Origin of the sequence: Paraburkholderia sp. J41 (genome assembly GCF_905220235.1) — a bacterium.
Classification (GTDB): domain Bacteria; phylum Pseudomonadota; class Gammaproteobacteria; order Burkholderiales; family Burkholderiaceae; genus Paraburkholderia.
The window spans coordinates 89,955-109,455 of sequence record NZ_CAJMZE010000008.1 but is presented as its reverse complement, the minus strand read 5'-3'; the positions used below and the strand labels follow the sequence as shown (position 1 = coordinate 109,455).

The following is a 19,501-nucleotide window of genomic DNA, read 5'->3' as shown; positions in this document are numbered from 1 at the left end:
GAGTAGTCGCGCGCGGGACGCTTCTACTCCGAAAGGGGTGAATGGGGCCGTCAAGCCAGTTCGTGGTACACGTCACGCAGTGCCGCCGTCGTCTTCGCCCACGTGAGGGCCGCTGCGTCGAAGCTTCCGGAGCCGGGGGCGCTCGTGCGCAGCGCGCCGCCCAGCGCGGCCGCCAGCACCGCGTCGTCACCCGGCGCAACGTAATGCGCATGCGCTCCAAAGTATTCGGCGCACGAACCTTCGCTCGTGATCAGGAGCGGCGCGCGTTGGGCCGCGGCTTCGAGCGCGGCGAGCCCCGGCGTCTCCAGCGTGCTCGGCAGGCAGAACAGGTCGCAGCCCGCGTAGGCGGAAAGCAGCATCTCGTCGTGCGGCGTGGGGCCGAGGTAAAGCACCTGATCGGCGCCTTCACGCAGAACGGCTTGCGAATACTCGGTGTCGCGCTGCTGCCCGATCAGCACGAGCTTGACGTCCGGATGCGCCTTCATGGCCCGCACGAGGCTCAACTGGTTCTTGCGCGGCTCGATATTGCCGACGTTCAGCACAAAGCGGCCTTCCAGCCCATGCGCCTCGCGAAACTTCGTGGGGTGCCCCGGCGTCAGGAAGAACTCGTCGATTCCGTTATAAACGGTCCTGAACTTCTCGCGCGGCAGGTTCAGCACCTGGGCAAGCGTGTCGCTTTCGATGTCGGAGTTCGTCACCACGCGATCGGCGATATCGAGCTGATAGCGGATTTCGTCAATCGGATACAGATGGCGCGTGGCATCGGTGATCCACAAACTCGCCGACACCACGAGCGGCAGCCCCAAACGCTTCGCGAACAGGCAGAAGTGCGCCGAGCCGCCCATGCACGAGAAGAAGTGCACGACGTCATGCTCGAGAAAACGCGGTTCCCACAGGTTGAACAGCGTGACGTCCACCGCGTGCAGCGGCAGGTGCTTACGATACGCAAGCAGTTGCACCTCGCCGCCGCCCGGCGTGTGAAACGCCATCGGATAGGTTGAGAACAGCACCTTCATGAAACGGGCCTCGCCGGTTGAATGGACGCCAGCATCTTCGCCGTGCGTGCGTCCCAGGTGTTGTCGCCCACGTAGCGCCGGGCTTCCTCCGCGCTCAGACGGCCGCGCGCGAGTTGCCGTTCGATGGCCGCGGCGAATTCGGGCGCGCTCGCGCCGATTTCGAGGCCCTCGGCAACGTCGGCGGTGAACGCAAGCGGCGTCGAAACCACCGGCAGGCCCGCGGCCAGATATTCGTAGAACTTCATCGGAAACATCGAGCGCGTGTAGTCGTTGAGCAGCGTGGGCAGCATGCCGACCTGGATGCCGCGCAGATAAGCGGGCAAACGCGCATAGCTGCGGTAGCCGAGCAGATGCACGTTAGGCAGCCTGGCGAGTTCCGCGACGAGCGGGCTCTGCTGACCTTCGCGCTCCTGGCCGATCAGCACGAGTTGCCAGTCGGGCCGCATCTTCGCCACTGCGATCAACAGCGCGAGATCCACCTTGAAGTCCGACAGCACGCCGTGATAGACGATGCGAGGCTCGGGAATCGCGGCGAGTTCCGGCGGCAGTTCGCCCGGCTCCGTCGCCTGGCCGAAATGCAGGGCATCGACGACGTTCGGGAAATAATGCGTGTTCGCGTTCAGGCGCGCGCAACGATCGCGCAGCGACTGCGCCGTGGTGAACACCGCCGTGGCTTCGCCGAGCAAGCGCTCCTCCGCCGCGTTGAACGCCGCGACATCGACGCCCGGAATTTCGCGCAGATCGTCCACGCAGTGATAGACGAGCCCGCCGCGATCCAGCGTGGCGATGGCGTCGAGCAAATAAGGGTGGTACGTCCACACGACGGGCTTTTCGAAGCCGAGCGCGTTGGCGCTGCGGTTCACGGTGAAGCGCAGCAGCGCGCGGTTGAACGAGCGCACGAGCGGCCAGTGATGGCGCGCGGGAAACGTGAGCGGCGACATCACCCAGATGTTGTCCGCGCGCGCGGGCGCACCGAGCACGACCGAACGCACGCCGCGCCACAGTCGCCTCCACAAACGCTTCCAGTCGCGCCCGCTCGCGACGCGCGGCGAACGAATGCCCACGCTTTCCACGTACAGCACGCGCCAGCCGCGCTTCGCGAGTTCGACGGCCGTGTGCTGCTTGTTGGTCCAGTACGGCTCGTCCCAGTCGGCGGTCGAAAAGAGGATGCAGTCGCGCGCTTCGCCGGCCGGCGCCCGATTCGCGCCGTGAGCGCCGTGCGCCGGATTGGACGGATCGTGCGCCGAAGGCGCCGCGTTGAACGCCGCGCTCGCCTCAGCCATCGAAATCCTCCAGCGGCATGCCGAGCAGATCGCCCGCGATGCGTTCGGCCGCGCGGCCGTCGCCGTACGGATTCGCGCGCGCACGCACGCTCGCGAGGCGCTCCGGCGCATCGAGCCATGCGCGCACGGCCGCTTCGATACTCGCGGCGCTCTGCCCCGCCAGCACCGACACGCCCGCATCGACGCCTTCCCGCCGCTCGGTGTGATTGCGCATCACCACCGTCGGCACGCCGAAAGTCGGCGCTTCTTCCTGAATGCCGCCCGAATCGGTCACGACCAGCGTGCTGCGGCTGATCAGATAGAGGCTGCTCGCATAATCGACCGGTTCGATCAAATGCAGATTGGTCACGTCCTTCAATTCGCGCATCACCGGCTCGCGCACGGCCGGATTCAGATGCACCGGGAAAACCCACTCGTAGCCTGCGTATGCCGCGCAAAGCGTGCGCAAGGCGGCGCAGATTTCGACCATCACGCCGCCGAAGTTCTCGCGGCGATGGCAGGTGACGAGAATGCGCGGCACCCCGGCGCTGAAGCGCTGCGCGATCGGCAGGCCTTCGAGCGCGCCGCCGCGGCGCATCGATTCGATCGCATCGACGACGGTGTTGCCGGTCACGACGATCGACGCCTCGCTCACGTGCTCGCGCAGCAGATGCTCGCGCGCGGCCGCCGTGGGCGCAAAGCTGCGCGTGGCGATGCGTGCGAGCATGCTGCGATTCGCTTCTTCGGGAAACGGGCTCGCGAGATTGCCGGTGCGCAAGCCCGCTTCGACATGCGCGACGCGAATGCCGCGATGGAATGCGGCGAGCGCGGCGCAAAACGCCGTGGTCGTGTCGCCTTGCACGATCACCCACTCGGGGCAAGCGTCGGCGAAAGCGGTATCGAGCCCGGCAATCAGCCGCGCGGACAGTTCGTTGAGTGTCTGGCCGGGACGCATGCAGTCGAGATCGACGTCCGGCGCAAGGCCGAACGACTGCAACGCCTGATCGAGCATCTCGCGATGCTGGCCGGTGCTGATCACGCGCACGTCGGCGCGGCCGCGCAATCGCGCCGCCACGGGCGCGAGCTTGATGACCTCGGGACGCGTACCGAGCACGATCGCGATGCGCGTCATTGCAACGCTCCCGTTTCAAGCGGCATGGCGCGGCCCCGGTATTCGACCGTCAGCCGCAGCGCGGGCGCGCCTGCGGGCAGCCGCGGCGCTACGCCGAAAAAACCGCCGTTTTCTTCAACGACGCGAGCTTGGGCGCGCGCGGCGAGAAAGTCGAGCGCGTCGTCTTCGTTGAGAAACAGCGGGTTGTCGGCCTTCGCGCGAATGTGCGCGATCAGGCCGCGGTGAGCGGCGATGCGCGCGGCTTCGTCGTTCCAGCCATAGGCGTAGCGCGGCGAGAACGGGTGATCGAGATAGCCGAACAGGGTCGAGGTTTCGTAGGCGAGATCGAACGCCTGCTTGAATACGGCGAGCGCGTCGCCTTCGGCCAGCATCGAAAAACCGTGCAGCATGCACTGCTGCGTATGGCCGATAAAACCGTCCGCCATGTGCGCGAGCGCGCCGCTGCGCGCCAGCACGAATTCGGGATCGTTGCGGATCAAACCGCCGACGCAGCCCGAATAGCCGGCATCGGCGAGCGCGTGCAACGCATACGGCGGCGACTGGTGAAACGGCGAAACCGCGTAGCGCACCGGCTTGCCCGTAATCTGGCGCAGCCGTTGCGCCGATTCGAGCGCTTCGTGCAGCGCCGCTTCGTAGCTGCCGCCCCAGTTGCCCGCGTGCGTCGCGCTATGCGAGAGCACCGCGCCGCCCGCTTCTGCCAGCTCGGCGAGAATCGCATGATTGCGCGCATCAGCAAGGTTGCCCGTGTGCACGGCGAGCGAGAACGGCACCTTCTCCGCGCGATACGCGTCCCATAGCGGGCGCGCCGATTCGACGTCTTCGTCGCAATCGAGCCGCGACGTGACGGCCGCGTCGTAGCCCCACGGCACTTCCGTGAGTACCGGATGGCACGGCAATTCGCCCGCGCGGTGGTAGCTCAGGAACCGCTCGACGGCACGCCATTCGAACGAATCGGCCGGACCCACCGAGCGGTTGAACCAGAGCACGCTGCCGTGCTCGATGTCGGTGAGCGCCGCGTACGAGGCCACGCGCTGCCCGTCGATCTCGACGCACGCGATTTCTCCCCAGCCCGTATCGAGCGCATCCGACAAGCCCCACAACGGTTCGGCCGCGCGAATCGCACCGTAGCCGAGGTTGTTCCATTCGTCGGTGAAATCGAAACGCTCGAACGGACGCCTCCAGCCTTGCGCTTGCAGCAACGCCGCGCGCTCGCCGTAGACCACCGTGGCCGCGCTCTCGCGCGAAGCGTACGAAGGCGCGCTTTCGCTGCGGCTCGCCCGCGCGAGCGACTCGGGCCACGCAAGCGGCTTCCATTGCAGATGCTCGACCAGATGATCGGCCACGCGGCCGAAGATCACGAGCTTGCGCGCGCCGCCGCGCAGCCACATCACGACTTCGGTTCCCCACGCGTCGGGCAGGTCCACCACCACCAGTGTTTCTACGCTCGCCAGATGCGCGCGCGCGATCGGCCGCACCTGTTCGCGCGTGACGCTGCGCGCGAACGCGGCCGTCACGAGCGCCCCCTGCTCGCGTGCGGCATAGGGATACAGAACGCCGATCATGCCGTCACCACGTGCCGGAATTTCGCACGGCGGCCCACGCGCACGAGCGCGTCGTGACCGACGAATTCGACCTTGAACGCTTCGCCCCAGAACGCGCGCAGCTTGCCGAGCGTGTCTTCCTGGCTCGCCCACGGCTCGGGCACGATGCGCAGCGTCGGCGGCTCGGTGCGCAGGTCGATCTGGAACTCCTGGATGCCGCCCACGCGATGGTCGAGCATGTCCTGAATGTGATGCGTCGGATGCGCCACGCCGTTGATGGGCACGACGTCGTGAATGCGCCCGACCACGTTGGTCAGGAAAAAGCCGTCGGCACGCGCTTCGACCGTTGCGAGATCGCCCGTGGCGTAGCGGATCAGCGGCATCAAGCGATTGCGGAAACCCGTGAACACGAGTTCGCGTGCGCCATCCGAATGATCTTCGACAAGACGGTTTTCGGCCCAGCCTTCCGATTCGAAAATCTGGAAACCCGCCTCGTGGCCGTCCACTTCATAAGCCATCACGCCGAGTTCGGCGAGGCCGTAGCGATCGATTACGCGGCAGCGCAACGCGCGCGCGATCACTTCGCGCATGTGAGGCTCGAGCAGTTCGCCGCTCGACTCGAACACCTCGAAGGTCTTGCTCGGCCCATACTTGCGCTCGATATAGCATGCGAGCGCGTAAATGGTGGACGGATGCGCATGCACGAGGTACGGCTTGCGCAGTCGCAGCGTGCGCCAGATTTCCTCGAGGCCGACGTCGTCGATACGATCGAAGAAGATGTTGCTGCGGTTATTGACGAAGCATTTGAAGTCTTCGCGCGACGGCCACTGCGGCACGGCCGCGTCGGGAAACCGGCACGCGAAGTGAAGCTCGGAACGCCACGCGTGCTTGCCCGCGCACAGCCGCGCGTAACGCGTGACCGCCGACGAATAATCGGCGGATTCCTGGTCGTAGAAGATCGTGCACGAAAGGCCGGTCGAGCCGCCCGTCTTGCACGCGTGATGGCGCAGTTCCGCGAGCGGACGCGAAAGCAGGCGGTCGCCCTGTTCGCGAATGATGTCCTTCGTCAGATACGGCAGCGCTTCGAGCCGCGCCGGATCGTCGAGCACGCTCAGCGGGTCGAACTGCTTCTCGCGAAAGAGATCGCGATAGTAAGGCACCTGCGCGCCCGCGAACTGAAGTATCTCGCTCAGGCGCTTGAGCGCGATCTGCCGGCGCTCGGCGAACGGCAACGCATAGTGCCGCTCCAGCTCGTGCACCTTCGGCGTGACGCTGCGCTGCTCGCGCCGCTCCGCGATGGGATAGCCGATATAGCCGCCCACGACGCCCTTGAGCGCGCGCAAAGGCTGGTACGACAACGCGCGGGTGCCGCAGCGAAGCAAGGGATGATCAGCTCGCATAACGAATCCGTGATGATGTTTACAACAAAGCAGCAAAGGACGATCGGGCGCTTTCGCCGCTCACGTCCTTTGCGCACCAGTTCCGGCTCCGGTTCCGGCTTCGGCTGGCTTCTGCGAGCGCAGCGCGGTCAGGTGTCGTCTTTCTCGTCTTCCGCCTTGGCCACCACGGCCGCATCCGACACGATGCGGCCATGCTGCATTTCGATGCGGCGCGTGCAGACACGCGATATGAGTTGGGGATCATGCGTCGCGACGACAAGGATCGACGCATTGCCGACGAGTTCGTCGAGGCGCTTGCGCGCCTTGGCGCTGAAGTCGGCGTCGCCGACGCTCAACCACTCGTCCATGATCAGGATGTCCGCTTCCACGCTCGTCGAAATCGCGAACGCGAGGCGCAGCATCATCCCGCTCGAGTAGGTGCGCACCGGCAGATTCAGGTACTCGCCCAGCTCGCTGAACGCCGCGATCTCCTCGATCTTGCTCCGGATCGTGGCAGGCCGCAAACCGTCCAGAATGCCGCGCAGATAGATGTTCTCGAAGCCCGTGGCGTCGGGGTCGAGGCCCATCGACACGTCGAGCAGCGAAGCCACCTTGCCCTGCATTTCGAGGCGGCCGCTCACGGGCGCGTACACGCCGGCGAGCGCGCGCAACAGCGTGGTCTTGCCCGAACCGTTGTGCCCGACGAGCCCGACGCGCTCGCCGTCGCGAATGCTGAACGACAGTTGGTCGAGCGCGGTCACGACCGCATGACGGCCGGCGTCGCGCCCGATGCGTCCGCCGGTCGTCAGGTTGAGCACCGCTTTCTTGAGCGAGCGGTGCGAATTTTCGTAGATGGGAAATGCAACCGAGATTTCCCGCGCGACAATGGATGAACTCACGTTTTTTTCAAAGCCAGTAAGGGACGCGGTCGCGATACTTGCGCATCAGGAACTGTGCGAACGCGAAACCCACCACCAGAAGCCCGATCGACCAGACCCACGACTCCCACAGGATCGGGCGGCCGGTCAACGGCGCGCGAATGGTTTCGATCAGGTGATAAAGCGGGTTGTATTCCGCGACCCAGGCGCGATCCTTTAAAATTTCCGGCGACCACATCACGGGCGTGAAGAAGAACACGACCTGCACCAGGTTGGTCACGATCGGCGGTATGTCGCGAAAGCGCGCGCACAGCACGCCAAGAGCCACGCCGAGCCACACCCCGTGCAAAAACAGCAGCGCAAGCCCGATCGGCACGAGCAGCATTTCCACGGTCGGCCATTTGCCGAAGCTCACCATCAACACGATGATGACGGGCAGGCTATGCAGCAGGATCACGAAATTGCGCCACGCGATGCGGCACACGTGCACCGTGAGCGGTATGCGGATCTGCTTGATGAGATACGCCGAGGCAATGAAGGACACGCAGCCTTCGTTCGCCATCGAGCCGAGGTACTGCCACACGACGAGACCGACGGCGAGATACGGCAGGTAATTCGAGATTTCCTGATGCAGCAGCGTCGAGTACAGCGCGCCCAGCACGACGACCATGATCGCCGTGCTCAGCGTGAACCAGAACGGCCCGATGACCGAGCGGCGATAACGCTGCTTGATGTCGTGCCAGCCCAGCGTGCCCCAGATGCGCGACGCCTTCAGCCCGACGATCAGATCGTCGCCGCCTGAGTGATCGGTGAGGGCGTCGCTCACGCGATCTGCGGAAACCAGTTCAACCATGTTTACGCACGTCCATAGATGTCCTGGAAGCGGACGATGTCGTCCTCGCCCAGATACTCGCCGCTTTGCACCTCGATCATGACGAGATCGATCACGCCCGGGTTTTCCAGCCGATGCTTGTGGCCCGCAGGAATGTAGGTCGATTCGTTGGTCGAGATGAAAAGCTCCTGCTCGCCGTTGACGACCTTCGCCATGCCGCTCACCACGATCCAGTGCTCGCTGCGATGATGGTGCATCTGCAAGCTCAGGCTCGCGCCGGGGCGCACCTCGATGCGCTTGATCTTGAAGCGCGTCCCCTCTTCCAGCACCGTGTAGGTGCCCCAAGGGCGATGCACGGTGCGATGCAGCTTGTAGGCTTCGTGGCCGCTGGCCTTGAGGCTCGCGTAGATCTGCTTGACGTCCTGAGTGCGATGACGGTTTGCGACCAGCAGCGCGTCGGGCGTATCGATCACGATCAGGTCTTGCACGCCGACCGCACCGATCAGGCGGTCTTCGCTCACGAGATAGCAGTCGCGCACGTCATGCAGCAGCGCTTCGCCTTCCACGCGGTTGCCTTGCTCGTCGGCGGCGGCGAGTTCGCTCACGGCGGCCCACGAACCCACGTCGCTCCAACCGATCGTGCACGGCACCACGGCGGCTTGCGTGCAGCGTTCCATGATCGCGTAGTCGATCGAGTCTTCGCGCACCTTGCCGAAGCCGTCGGCCTTCAGCTCGACCTGGCTCCAGCCGCTCGCCTGGGCGACGCGCGCATCGGCGAGCGTGGCTTCGACCGCTTCGAGAATATCGTTCGCATGCTGCCTGAACTCGCGCAGGATCGCGCCGCCGGTAAAGCAGAACATGCCCGAATTCCACAGGAAGCGCTGCGAATCCACATACTCGCGTGCCTTTTCGAGCGAGGGCTTTTCGACGAAGCGCACGACCTTGTCGCCGTCCGCTTCGATGTAGCCGTAGCCGGTTTCCGGCGATTCGGGGCGAATCCCGAAGGTAACGATCTTGCCCGCGGCGGCCAGCGCCTGCGCGCGCTCCACCGCGGCTGCGAACGCGGCCTGGTCGTGGATCAGGTGGTCGGCGGCGAGCACCAGCATGGTGGCGTCTTCGCCGTGCGTGGCCACGACGCGCAGCGCGGCGGCGGCCACGGCCGCGGCCGTGTTACGGCCGAACGGTTCGAGAATGAACGACGTCGCGCGGTTGTTGCGATTGACCTCGCGGAACTCGTCCTCGGTCTTGAAGGACAGCTCGCGGTTCGTGACCGTCAGCACTTCCTCCACGCCGGGCAGATCGACGGCGCGCAGAAATGCCTTTTGCAGCAGGCTCTGACCGTCCGCGAGCCGCATGAAAGGCTTCGGATGCAGTTCGCGGGAAACCGGCCACAGACGCGAGCCGGCACCGCCGCACAGGATTACAGGAATCAATTTCACAAGACCCTCGTCATTCGTTCGTATCTCTCAACACGCCGCGCGCGAAGCGCGGCGCCCGCGCGGCCCGGCTCAGGCACCGGACCACGCTTAAACAGGCGTTGCAGCCAGCCCCGGATCGCTTTCGAACACTTCCGCCTCGGCGAGGCGCTTGCCGGCGGCGTCCTTGGCCGCGACCTGCGGCTCGCCGTCGACCGGCCAGTCGATCGCCAGCGCCGGGTCGCTCCACAGCAGGCTGCGCTCGTGCTCCGGGAACCAGTAGTCGGTGGTCTTGTAGAGAAATTCGGCATGTTCCGAAACCACCACGAAGCCGTGCGCGAAGCCCTCGGGCACCCACAGCTGTCGCTTGTTTTCAGCGGACAGCGTGACGCCGACCCACTTGCCGAACGTCGGCGACCCGCGGCGCAGATCGACCGCGACGTCGAACACCTCGCCGCTCGTCACGCGCACGAGCTTGCCCTGCGGATGCCGGATCTGATAATGCAAACCGCGCAGCACATTGCGCGCCGAGCGCGAATGGTTGTCCTGCACGAATTCCCGCTTCACTCCGGTCGCCGCTTCGAACGCCTTCGCGTTGAAGCTTTCGAAGAAGAACCCGCGATCGTCGCCGAACACTTTCGGTTCGACGATCATGACATCGGGAATCGCCGTGCGTGTTATTGTCAAATTCATGGCGGCCTACCTGTTCGATTCGACGACGACGCGCTTCAGATACTGGCCGTAGCCGTTCTTGAGCAACGGTTGCGCGAGGCGCTCGACCTGCTCCGCGCTGATCCATTTCGCGTGATACGCGATCTCCTCCGGGCACGCGACCATCAACCCCTGACGCTTCTGTAGCGTAGCGATAAAACTCGACGCTTCGAGCAGCGAATCGTGCGTGCCGGTATCGAGCCACGCATAGCCGCGCCCCATGATCTCGACGTCGAGCTGCTGCATCGCGAGATAGCGCCGGTTCACGTCGGTGATTTCGAGCTCGCCGCGCGCCGAGGGTTTGATGTCGGCGGCGATGTCGCACACCTGGCGGTCGTAGAAATAAAGACCCGTGACCGCGTAGCTCGAACGCGGCTTGACGGGCTTTTCCTCGAGCGAACGCGCCCGGCAGTGCTCGTCGAATTCGACCACGCCGTAACGCTCCGGATCGTGCACGTGGTAAGCGAACACCGTGGCGCCCTCTTCGCGCGCGCTCGCGCTGCGAAGCTGGCGCACGAGATCGTGGCCGTGAAAGATGTTGTCGCCGAGGATCAGCGTGGAGGTGTCGTTGCCCACGAAGTCGCGGCCGATCACGAACGCCTGCGCGAGACCGTCGGGCGAGGGCTGCACGGCGTACTGGAGATTGATGCCCCAGTTGCTGCCATCACCGAGCATGGCCGAGAAGCGCGCGGTGTCTTCATTCGTCGAGATGATAAGAATGTCGCGAATGCCCGCGAGCATGAGCGTCGACAGCGGATAGTAGATCATCGGCTTGTCGTACACCGGCAGCAGCTGCTTCGACACAGAATGTGTGATCGGATAGAGCCGCGTGCCAGACCCGCCCGCGAGTATGATGCCTTTTCTCATGATTGTCGGGACAGAATCGATTCGATCAGATGACGCACGCCGCCCTGCCACTCGGGCAGATGCAGGCCGAACGCCTCGCGCAGCTTCTGCGTATTGAGCCGGGAATTGGCGGGACGCGGCGCGGGCAGCGGGTAATCGCTCGTCGCGATGCCTTCCACACGGTCGGGGAGAACCTTGAGCTCGACGCCCAGCGCCTGCGCGCAGCGCAGCACTTCCACGGCGTAGCCGTGCCAGCTCGTTTCGCCCGCGGCCGCGAGGTGATAGATGCCGCCGGGCGCCGTTTGCGCACGATGGCGGCGCACGATATGCGCGGTCACGTCGGCGATCAACGCGGCCGTGGTGGGCGCGCCGATCTGGTCCGCCACCACGCGCAGGGCGTCGCGCTCGCGCACGAGCCTGAGCATGGTCTTTGCGAAATTGCCGCCGTACGCGCCAGCCACCCAGCTCGTGCGCAACACGAATGCATCGGCGCCCTGCGCCAGCACGGCCTGTTCGCCCGCCAGCTTGCTCTTGCCGTAGACCGAGCGCGGCGCGGGCGTGTCGGTTTCCACATAGGGCGCGTCTTTCGTGCCGTCGAACACGTAGTCGGTCGAGTAATGCACGAGCATCGCGCCCAGCGCCTTCGCTTCCTCGGCGAGAATGCCGGGCGCAGTGCCGTTGATCGCGAACGCCGTGGCTTCGTCGGCTTCCGCCTTGTCGACGGCCGTGTAGGCCGCTGCGTTGACGATCACATCGGGACGCACTTCGCGCACCACGCGGCGCAGCATATCGGCGTCGGCAAGATCGCATCGTGCGCGCTCGAGCGCGACCACGCGGCCAAGCGGCGCGAGACTGCGGCGCAGCTCGAACCCGACTTGTCCGCCCTTACCCGTCACGAGGAAGGTGGGAGTCTCACTCGGCATATTGCTTCTTCACCCAGTTCTGATATTCGCCCGATTGCACGTCGGCGACCCATTCCTCGTTATCCAGATACCAGCGCACCGTCTTCGCCAGACCCGTTTCGAAGGTTTCGGCGGGCTTCCAGCCCAGCTCGCGCTCGAGCTTGCGCGCGTCGATCGCATAACGGCGATCGTGGCCGGGGCGATCGGTCACGTAGGTAATCTGGTCGCGATACGAGCCGGCCGCCTTCGGGCGCATTTGATCGAGCAGGTCGCACAGCGTGTGCACGACTTCGAGATTCTTCTTCTCGTTCCAGCCGCCCACGTTGTAGGTTTCGCCGGCCCGGCCGCGCGCGAGCACTTCGCGGATCGCGCTGCAATGGTCGCCCACGTACAGCCAGTCGCGCACGTTCTGGCCATCGCCGTACACCGGCAGCGGCTTGCCCGCGAGCGCGTTCGCGATCATCAGCGGAATGAGCTTTTCGGGGAACTGGTACGGGCCGTAATTGTTCGAGCAGTTCGTGGTCAGCACGGGCAAGCCGTACGTGTGGTGATACGCGCGCACGAGATGATCGGAGCCGGCCTTGGTCGCTGAGTACGGGCTGTTGGGCGCGTAGGGCGTGGTTTCCGAGAATTGCGGATCGGTCGCGGACAGCGAGCCGAACACTTCGTCGGTGGAAACGTGCAGAAAGCGGAACGCGGATTTTTCGCCGGCGGGAAGTTGATTCCAGAACTGACGCGCGGCTTCGAGCAGCGTGAAGGTGCCGACCACATTCGTCTGAACAAAATCGGCGGGTCCGTGGATCGAGCGATCGACGTGGCTTTCGGCGGCGAAGTGCAGGACCGCGCGCGGCTTGTGCTCCGCAAACAGGGCGTCGAGCGCGGCCCGGTCGCAGATGTCCGTGCGACTGAACACGTGGTTCGAATTACCTTGCAGCGACTTCAACGTCCCAAGATTGCCCGCGTAGGTCAGCTTATCGACGTTCAGGACGGCTTCGTCCGATTGACGGAACCAGTCAAGCACAAAGTTGGCACCGATAAAGCCGGCACCGCCCGTAACCAGGATCATGAAACTCCTTCTTTGGCGCGAGATGGAAGCGCGTCTGACTTTTTGCAAATCCCCGAGTCAGACAAGCCTGATGGATATGTATGTGGCTTCCGCAGAAAAAGAGCGCCAAATCTATCTTATTAGCATATTCCGACGCTCATTTTTGTACCGGAGATTATAAGGATAGCCGGGGCAAAAGCTATACCACTAACATCTTGAAACAGCTTGACAAATTCTAACATCGCGTGGTCGAGACCTCATAACCTCAGCGCAGGACCGCCGCGCCGGCCGTCGAGCCCTGCCAGCCTAGCCTCGACGCTCCGCCCCGCGCCACGATCCCCGTCCTGTGATACCTTCACACCCCTGCTTTCCCACGCTTTCCCGCTAAGCGCCGTACCCGAACCGACTCCAACCCGATGAAGAAGCAAGCGCCGTTCCCGGCCCCGCTCGCCTTTGGCGACTTGCAGGGCTGCATCACCCCGTTTCGCCAGTTGCTCGCCAAAGCCGCCCCCGCTCCCGGCACGCCGCTGTGGTTCGCCGGCGACCTCATCAACCGCGGCCCGGCGTCGCTGGAAACGCTGCGCGAGGTGATCGCGCTCGGCGAGCGCGGCGTCGCGGTGCTGGGCAATCACGATCTGCATCTGCTTTCGGTGTCAGCGGGCATCCGCAAGTCGAAGAAAGGCGACACCATCGACGACATTCTCAACGCCCCCGACGCCAAGGATTTGCTCCATTGGGTGCGCCATCGCCCCATCGCGCACTACGAAAGCGGCATGCTGATGGTTCACGCGGGCGTATTGCCGCAGTGGGACGTCGATCTGACGATGGAACTCGCGCGCGATTTTGAAAAAGCGTTACGCCGCGACGACTGGAAAACGACGCTCGCGGGACTTTACGGCAACGAGCCCAACCGTTGGTCGAAGGATCTGAAAGGCATCGAGCGCTTGCGCGTCACCTGCACGGCGCTCACGCGCATGCGCTTTTGCAACGCCGACGGCGCGATGGATTTCACCTCGAGCGGCGGCCTCGATTCGGCGCCGCCGGGATTCATGCCGTGGTTCGACGTGCCTGGCCGCAAAACCGCCGACATCACCGTGGTGTTCGGTCACTGGGCCGCGCTCGGGCTCACGTTGCGCAAGAACCTGATCGGCCTCGATTCGGGCTGCGTGTGGGGCGAACGGCTTTCCGCCGTGCAGCTCGAAGCCGACCCGCAGCAGCGCGTGCTCACACAGGTGCCGTGCGAAAGCTGCCGGGCGGTCAGCGGCTGATCAACGGCTCATCACCGGCTCATCAACGATTGAAGCGATCGGGCCGATCCAGCCTGGCTGAATCCAGCGCCTGACTCCGTCGATCCAACCCGCCGTTCAAGCCTGCGCGCCGTGGGCATCGCGGGCATCGGCCAACGGCTTCGAATCGGCCGGCGCCTCATCCGCCGCGCCAGCCAAAACCGGCCCGCGCATCGTTTCCAGCGCCGCGTTCACGGCTTCCTGCGCGCGCGCCGCGAGCGTACGGCGATCGTCGGCGGCAATCGGCTCGCCCACGTACACGTGCGCGGTGAGCGGGCCGGCCTTCAGCATCGCGTCGAGCGATTCCTTGAGCGACAGATCGTCGATATAGGCGGGCGCCGTGGACTGCCGGCCCTGCGCATCCTCGTAATAGATGCACAGCGGCTGCACCGGCTTGCCCGCCGCCACCGCCGCCTGGAACATGTTCGAGTGAAACGGCAACAGCGCGACGCCGCTCGAAGTCGTGCCTTCCGGGAACACGCACATCAGTTCGCCGCGTTCGAGCCGCGACGACAACTCCTGCATGATGCGGCGCGCGTCGCTGCGTTTCTCGCGCTCGATGAACACCGTGTCGAGGTTCTGCGCGAACCAGCCGATCAGCGGCCAGTGGCGAATCTCGGCCTTCGAGACGAACGGCGTCGGGCGCCACGCATTGATCACGTAGATGTCGATCCACGAAACATGATTGCTGACGACCAGCGCACCCGCGTCCAGCCGCGCCGAATCGTTGTGGACGACGAGTTTCATGCCGCACAGCGCGAGCATCTTGAGGGACCACGCGCGATTCATGGCGTGACGCGCGTCGGCGCTTGCGCGCGGAAAGCGCGTGGCCACGGTCCACGCGCCGCGCAGCAGATGCGCGAGCAAACGGGTCTTGCGGATAAAAAGGCTCATTGTCGGCGATAGGCTGAATCGGACGATGCTAACAGAGCTGCATGATACGAATCTGTCATGCGTGCCCGAGAGTGCGTCCAACAGTGGACCCAGCGGCGGACCCAACGGTGGACCCAACAGCGCGCTCGAAGCCCACGCGCCCCGCCACCAGCGTCGCGCGCACGACGGCGGGCAGCTCGTAGCCGAGGAACGGCGTATTGTGGCCCTGGCTCCTGAGCGCGCGCGGCTCGACGCGCCAATGCCCATGCGCGTCGAACACGCACAGGTCGGCGCTTGCCCCCACGGCCACGCGCCCCGCCGCTTCTGCGTGCGCCTCCGCGTGCGCCTTGGCGGGCGCCTCCTTGCGCACGCTCGATGCCGCCGACACGATCGCCGCCGGCGCCGCCGTGACGAGCGCGAGCGCCTTGGCGAGCGGCACCCCCGCGTCCTGCGCCCATTTCACCGTGAGCGAGAGGAACAGCTCAAGGCCGGTCGCGCCCGGCGTGGCTTCGGCGAACGGCAGCAGCTTTTCGTCGTCGTCGACGGGCGTGTGCTGCGAGCAGATCGCGTCGATGGTGCCGTCGGCCAGTCCCGCGCGTATCGCCTCGCGATCGCGCTGCTGGCGCAGCGGCGGATCGAGCCGGAACTGCGCGTCGAAATAGCCGATATCCATGTCGATCAAATGCACATGGTTGATCGTCACGTCGCACGTCACAGGCAAGCCCTCGGCTTTCGCGGCGCGCACGAGCGCCACGCCCGCCGCCGACGACACGTGCTGGATATGCACGCGCGCGCCCGTCACGCGCACGAGTTCGAACAGCGTGTGCAGCGCGATGGTTTCCGCGCTCACCGGCACGCCCGACAGCCCGAGCCGCGACGCCAGCGCGCCGCTCGCGGCCACGCCGCCCTTCGCGAGATACGCGTCCTGCGGGCGCAGCCACACGGCGTAGCCGTAAGTGCTCGCGTATTGCAGCGCGCGCAGCAGCACCTGGGTGTCGGCGATGGGCGAGTCGGCCTGCGTGAAGCCGATGCAGCCGGCCTCGGTCAGCGACACCATTTCCGTGATGACCTGCCCTTTCAGCCCGACCGTGAGCGCGCCGAGCGGATGCACGTTCGCGCGCCCGAGCTTGCCCGCGCGGTACTTGAGCATTTCGACAAGGCCCGCTTCGTCGAGCACCGGATCGGTGTCGGGCGGACACACGAGGCTCGTCACGCCGCCCGCGAGCGCCGCGTGCAGTTCCGAATCGAGCGTGGCCTTGTGTTCGTAGCCGGGCTCGCGCAAGCGCGCGCTCAGATCGACGAGACCCGGCGCGACCGTCAACCCGCGCGCGTCGATGACTTTATCGGCGTGAAAACCGCCGGGCGCCTGGCCGATCGCCGCGATCCTGCCCGCCTCGATGAACACGTCCTGCTTTTGCTCGGTGCCCGCCGCCGGGTCGATCAGCGTGCCGCCTTGAATATGGATCTTCATGCTGTACCGGATTAGTCGTTGTTGCCCGCGACGATGCCCATCACCGCCATGCGCACGGCAATGCCGAAGCTCACCTGATTGAGAATCACCGACTGCGGGCCGTCCGCGACCTGCGAGTCGATTTCGACGCCGCGATTCATCGGCCCCGGATGCATCACGATCGCGTCGGGCGCGGCCAGCGCGAGGCGCTCGGGCGTCAGGCCCCAGCTTTTGAAATACTCTTGCGCCGAAGGCAGCAGCGCGCCGCTCATGCGCTCGTTCTGCAAGCGCAGCATGATGATGACGTCCACGCCCTTCAAGCCTTCGTCGAGGTTGTGGAACACCCGCACGCCCATTTGCTCGAGGCCGCCCGGCAAGAGCGTGCGCGGGCCGATCGCGCGCACTTCGGGCACGCCGAGCGTGGTGAGCGCGTGAATGTCGGAGCGCGCCACGCGCGAATGCAGAATGTCGCCGACGATCGCCACGCGCAGCTTCGTGAAATCGCGCTTGTAATGGCGAATCGTGTACATGTCGAGCAAGCCTTGCGTCGGATGCGCATGACGGCCGTCGCCCGCGTTGATCACGTGTACGTGCGGCGCGCAGTGTTCGGCGATCAGATACGGCGCGCCGCTCGATGCGTGGCGCACCACGAAGAGGTCGGCATGCATCGCCGAAAGATTGCCGATGGTGTCGAGGAGCGACTCGCCCTTGCTCGTGGACGACGCGTTGATGTTCAGGTTCAGCACGTCGGCGGAAAGGCGCGTGGCCGCGATCTCGAAGGTCGTGCGCGTGCGCGTGGAGTTTTCGAAGAACAGGTTGAACACCGACTTGCCGCGCAGGAGCGGCACCTTTTTCACCTCGCGGTCGGTGACGCTCACGAACTGCGCGGCCGTGTCGAGAATGTGCGTGACGATCGACTTCGGCAAACCTTCGATCGACAGCAGGTGTTTCAGCTCGCCGTTTTTCGTGAGCTGCGGATTGCCCTTGAGAAAGCCGTAGCGAAAGCGCTCGTCTGGCGTGGGCTGTGTGTTCATCGCGTGAATCCTGGAGGTGATGCCGTGAAAGCGTGGCAACGTAAAACGTGCATGCGGACGATGCGCGGGCGTCAGGCGCCGCCGAGCGGCTCGGCATGAGGCTCGGTATGAAACGCGAAGCGGCCGTCGTCGCCGCGCGCGAGCACGAGGTTCGCGTTCTCGGGCAAGCGCACTTCGCCGCCGGTGAAGCGCGCCGCGACCGGCAGTTCCCGCCCGCCGCGATCGGCGAGCACCGCCAGCACGACCGCGGCCGGGCGACCGTAATCGTAGAGTTCGTTGAGCGCCGCGCGCACGGTGCGGCCAGTGGAAAGCACGTCGTCCACGAGCAGGATGCGGCGACCTTCCACCTCGAACGGCAAGGACGTGGGCCGCGCCTGGCCGTGCAAGCCCTTCTTCGCGTAGTCGTCGCGATGGAGCGCGACGTTCGCCACACCCCACTGCGCCGCGTCGAGATCCTGCGCGAGACGCTGCGCGACCCACGCGCCGCCGCTATGAATGCCGACGATGGCGAAGCCGCCGGGCGCGCTGAACGCGTCGGCGGCAAGGCCCGCGCGAATCTGGTCGAGAACGGCGCGATACAGCGCCTCGGCGTCGGGAAGCATCATGGCAGCTCGTCGAGGTATTGCTGAAGGATCACGCACGCGGCTTCGGCGTCCACATGCACGTCGCGCCCGACACGCTCGCCGCGCTCGCGCATGCGCGCTTCGGCATCGACGGAAGAATAGCGCTCGTCGACCCAGACCACGGGCAGGTTGAAGCGGCCGTTCAACTGGTTGCCGAAGCGCTGGGCGTGCTGGGTCATGAAGTGCGGCGCGCCGTCGGGGTGGCTCGGCAAACCTACCACGAGCACGTCGGGCCGCCATTCGCGCAGCAATGCGCCGATGGCTTCGAAACGATAGTCGCGGCTTTTGTTGGCGATGACCGTGAGCGCGCGCGCGTTGCGCGTGAGCACGTTGCCGAGCGCCACGCCGATGCGCTTTTCGCCGTAATCGAACGCCAGCAGGGTGGATTCGCCGGTCAGGGAGCGCGGCACCGCGCCGGCCGTCCGGCCGCTTTCCCGCCCAGCCGCGACGCTCATGCGTGACCCGCTTCGCCCGACAGCATGGACGACGAAATGCCGAGCAGCGCGAGCGCCGCTTCGAGGCGGTCTTCCGCCGGCACGTCGAACACGATCTTGGGGTCGGCTTCGACCGTGAGCCAGCCGTTCTTCGAGATTTCCTCTTCGAGCTGGCCCGCGCCCCAGCCCGCATGGCCGAGCGTGAGCAGGAAGCGCTCGGGGCCGCTGCCGTTGGCGACGGCTTCGAGCACGTCTTTCGACGTGGTCATTTCGAGCCCGCCCGGTACCGACATGGACGACGTGTAGTTCGTGCCTTCGGTGGGCGCGTGCAGCACGAAGCCGCGCTCGGTTTGCACCGGGCCGCCGAAATAAACGGGCACATGCAGGAGCGGCTCGATTTCGAGCTTCAGGTCGATGCGCGAGAACAGCGCTTCGAGGTCGATGTCGGTGGGGCGATTGATGACGAGGCCGAGCGCGCCGCGCTCCGAATGATCGCAAAGGTAAACCACCGTTCCCGAAAACGTGGGGTCCGCCATGCTGGGCATGGCAATCAGGAACTGGTTCGTCAGATTGATGCGATCGGTACTCTTGGACATGGTCTGAATTCTAGCAAAGACGATGCGCGGCAACGGCACGCGGGCAACTCGCGCGGCGCGCGCCGCACGCGCATGGCAGGGAATGACTCACTCTAACACGCGCGCGCCGTTCGGCTGCAAGGCGCGCGGCGCGTTGGCCGTCCGGCCAGGAGCGTGCAAGCGCGATACCCGGCGCGGTACGGCTCGCGCGGGGCCGCGAAGGCGATCGGGCTTGTGCGAGGAACGCCGCACCGCACCTGCCGACGC

18 protein-coding genes and 1 pseudogene are annotated in these 19,501 nt (G+C 65.5%); 1 reads left to right on the top strand and 18 read right to left on the bottom strand.

Features of this window, described 5'->3' with window-relative positions; translation table 11 throughout:
* Positions 1-50: 50 nt before the first annotated feature.
* From U5805_RS10670 to rfbB, 12 genes are all read right to left on the bottom strand, one after another.
* A complete protein-coding gene (locus U5805_RS10670) occupies positions 51-1,016 on the bottom strand; it encodes a glycosyltransferase family 4 protein (RefSeq protein WP_322103444.1) in 966 nt (321 codons plus the stop codon).
* Positions 1,013-2,299, bottom strand: coding sequence for a glycosyltransferase (locus U5805_RS10665; protein ID WP_322103443.1), 1,287 nt, complete (start codon positions 2,297-2,299; stop codon positions 1,013-1,015). Before U5805_RS10665 ends, U5805_RS10670 begins: the two co-directional genes overlap by 4 nt.
* A complete protein-coding gene (wecB, locus tag U5805_RS10660) occupies positions 2,292-3,410 on the bottom strand; it encodes a non-hydrolyzing UDP-N-acetylglucosamine 2-epimerase (RefSeq protein ID WP_322103442.1) in 1,119 nt (372 codons plus the stop codon). The genes U5805_RS10665 and wecB overlap by 8 nt, the downstream gene beginning before the upstream one ends.
* Positions 3,407-4,972 (bottom strand): polysaccharide deacetylase family protein, encoded by a 1,566-nt coding sequence (locus U5805_RS10655; protein ID WP_322103441.1) that lies wholly within the window; start codon positions 4,970-4,972, stop codon positions 3,407-3,409. The genes wecB and U5805_RS10655 overlap by 4 nt, the downstream gene beginning before the upstream one ends.
* Positions 4,969-6,351: a phenylacetate--CoA ligase family protein gene (locus U5805_RS10650; protein WP_322103440.1), complete on the bottom strand. Its 1,383-nt coding sequence runs from the start codon at positions 6,349-6,351 to the stop codon at positions 4,969-4,971. Before U5805_RS10650 ends, U5805_RS10655 begins: the two co-directional genes overlap by 4 nt.
* A 128-nt stretch (positions 6,352-6,479) precedes the next feature.
* Positions 6,480-7,229 (bottom strand): ABC transporter ATP-binding protein, encoded by a 750-nt coding sequence (locus U5805_RS10645; protein ID WP_322103439.1) that lies wholly within the window; start codon positions 7,227-7,229, stop codon positions 6,480-6,482.
* Positions 7,230-7,236: 7 nt separating this feature from the next.
* The gene (locus U5805_RS10640; RefSeq protein WP_322103438.1) at positions 7,237-8,061 is read right to left on the bottom strand and encodes an ABC transporter permease; all 825 of its coding nucleotides are present in this window, start codon (positions 8,059-8,061) and stop codon (positions 7,237-7,239) included.
* A 2-nt stretch (positions 8,062-8,063) separates the two neighbouring features.
* A complete protein-coding gene (locus U5805_RS10635) occupies positions 8,064-9,479 on the bottom strand; it encodes a mannose-1-phosphate guanylyltransferase/mannose-6-phosphate isomerase (RefSeq protein WP_322103437.1) in 1,416 nt (471 codons plus the stop codon).
* An 87-nt stretch (positions 9,480-9,566) separates the two neighbouring features.
* Complete coding sequence (gene rfbC / locus U5805_RS10630) at positions 9,567-10,148, bottom strand: dTDP-4-dehydrorhamnose 3,5-epimerase (protein WP_322103436.1); 582 nt, start codon at positions 10,146-10,148, stop codon at positions 9,567-9,569.
* Positions 10,149-10,154: 6 nt separating this feature from the next.
* Positions 10,155-11,033 carry a glucose-1-phosphate thymidylyltransferase RfbA gene (gene rfbA, locus U5805_RS10625; protein WP_322103435.1) on the bottom strand — a complete coding sequence of 293 codons (879 nt, stop codon included), beginning with the start codon at positions 11,031-11,033 and terminating at the stop codon, positions 10,155-10,157.
* On the bottom strand, positions 11,030-11,935 hold the full coding sequence (gene rfbD, locus U5805_RS10620) for a dTDP-4-dehydrorhamnose reductase (RefSeq protein ID WP_322103434.1): 906 nt from the start codon (positions 11,933-11,935) through the stop codon (positions 11,030-11,032). Before rfbD ends, rfbA begins: the two co-directional genes overlap by 4 nt.
* Complete coding sequence (gene rfbB, locus U5805_RS10615) at positions 11,925-12,980, bottom strand: dTDP-glucose 4,6-dehydratase (RefSeq protein WP_322103433.1); 1,056 nt, start codon at positions 12,978-12,980, stop codon at positions 11,925-11,927. The genes rfbD and rfbB overlap by 11 nt, the downstream gene beginning before the upstream one ends.
* Positions 12,981-13,375: 395 nt before the next feature.
* Between rfbB and U5805_RS10610 the strand changes: the two genes are divergently transcribed.
* The gene (locus U5805_RS10610; protein WP_322103432.1) at positions 13,376-14,227 is read left to right on the top strand and encodes a symmetrical bis(5'-nucleosyl)-tetraphosphatase; all 852 of its coding nucleotides are present in this window, start codon (positions 13,376-13,378) and stop codon (positions 14,225-14,227) included.
* 96 nt (positions 14,228-14,323) lie between these two features.
* Here the strand turns inward: U5805_RS10610 and U5805_RS10605 are convergent, their stop codons facing one another.
* The 6 genes and pseudogenes from U5805_RS10605 to U5805_RS10580 all read right to left on the bottom strand — a co-directional run bounded on the left by U5805_RS10605 (position 14,324) and on the right by U5805_RS10580 (position 19,255).
* Positions 14,324-15,139 carry a lysophospholipid acyltransferase family protein gene (locus tag U5805_RS10605; RefSeq protein WP_322103431.1) on the bottom strand — a complete coding sequence of 272 codons (816 nt, stop codon included), beginning with the start codon at positions 15,137-15,139 and terminating at the stop codon, positions 14,324-14,326.
* Between the two features lie 121 nt (positions 15,140-15,260).
* A pseudogene (locus U5805_RS10600) lies at positions 15,261-16,589 on the bottom strand (dihydroorotase); the annotation flags it as partial.
* An 11-nt stretch (positions 16,590-16,600) separates the two neighbouring features.
* Positions 16,601-17,602, bottom strand: a complete 1,002-nt coding sequence (locus tag U5805_RS10595; protein WP_322103430.1) for an aspartate carbamoyltransferase catalytic subunit — start codon at positions 17,600-17,602, stop codon at positions 16,601-16,603.
* Positions 17,603-17,673: 71 nt separating this feature from the next.
* Complete coding sequence (gene pyrR, locus U5805_RS10590) at positions 17,674-18,207, bottom strand: bifunctional pyr operon transcriptional regulator/uracil phosphoribosyltransferase PyrR (RefSeq protein ID WP_322103429.1); 534 nt, start codon at positions 18,205-18,207, stop codon at positions 17,674-17,676.
* Positions 18,204-18,635 (bottom strand): Holliday junction resolvase RuvX, encoded by a 432-nt coding sequence (ruvX, locus tag U5805_RS10585; protein ID WP_322103428.1) that lies wholly within the window; start codon positions 18,633-18,635, stop codon positions 18,204-18,206. The genes pyrR and ruvX overlap by 4 nt, the downstream gene beginning before the upstream one ends.
* Before the next feature lie 41 nt (positions 18,636-18,676).
* Positions 18,677-19,255 carry a YqgE/AlgH family protein gene (locus U5805_RS10580; RefSeq protein ID WP_322103427.1) on the bottom strand — a complete coding sequence of 193 codons (579 nt, stop codon included), beginning with the start codon at positions 19,253-19,255 and terminating at the stop codon, positions 18,677-18,679.
* Positions 19,256-19,501 lie beyond the last annotated feature (246 nt).

Bases quoted from the DNA above. Each gene is read 5' to 3' on its own strand.
- U5805_RS10670 (WP_322103444.1), bottom strand. From the start codon at position 1,016: ATGAAGGTGCTGTTCTCAACCTATCCGATGGCGTTTCACACGCCGGGC.
- U5805_RS10665 (WP_322103443.1), bottom strand. From the start codon at position 2,299: ATGGCTGAGGCGAGCGCGGCGTTCAACGCGGCGCCTTCGGCGCACGAT.
- wecB (WP_322103442.1), bottom strand. From the start codon at position 3,410: ATGACGCGCATCGCGATCGTGCTCGGTACGCGTCCCGAGGTCATCAAG.
- U5805_RS10655 (WP_322103441.1), bottom strand. From the start codon at position 4,972: ATGATCGGCGTTCTGTATCCCTATGCCGCACGCGAGCAGGGGGCGCTC.
- U5805_RS10650 (WP_322103440.1), bottom strand. From the start codon at position 6,351: ATGCGAGCTGATCATCCCTTGCTTCGCTGCGGCACCCGCGCGTTGTCG.
- U5805_RS10640 (WP_322103438.1), bottom strand. From the start codon at position 8,061: ATGGTTGAACTGGTTTCCGCAGATCGCGTGAGCGACGCCCTCACCGAT.
- rfbC (WP_322103436.1), bottom strand. From the start codon at position 10,148: ATGAATTTGACAATAACACGCACGGCGATTCCCGATGTCATGATCGTC.
- rfbA (WP_322103435.1), bottom strand. From the start codon at position 11,033: ATGAGAAAAGGCATCATACTCGCGGGCGGGTCTGGCACGCGGCTCTAT.
- rfbD (WP_322103434.1), bottom strand. From the start codon at position 11,935: ATGCCGAGTGAGACTCCCACCTTCCTCGTGACGGGTAAGGGCGGACAA.
- rfbB (WP_322103433.1), bottom strand. From the start codon at position 12,980: ATGATCCTGGTTACGGGCGGTGCCGGCTTTATCGGTGCCAACTTTGTG.
- U5805_RS10610 (WP_322103432.1), top strand. From the start codon at position 13,376: ATGAAGAAGCAAGCGCCGTTCCCGGCCCCGCTCGCCTTTGGCGACTTG.
- U5805_RS10605 (WP_322103431.1), bottom strand. From the start codon at position 15,139: ATGAGCCTTTTTATCCGCAAGACCCGTTTGCTCGCGCATCTGCTGCGC.
- U5805_RS10595 (WP_322103430.1), bottom strand. From the start codon at position 17,602: ATGAACACACAGCCCACGCCAGACGAGCGCTTTCGCTACGGCTTTCTC.
- pyrR (WP_322103429.1), bottom strand. From the start codon at position 18,207: ATGATGCTTCCCGACGCCGAGGCGCTGTATCGCGCCGTTCTCGACCAG.
- U5805_RS10580 (WP_322103427.1), bottom strand. From the start codon at position 19,255: ATGTCCAAGAGTACCGATCGCATCAATCTGACGAACCAGTTCCTGATT.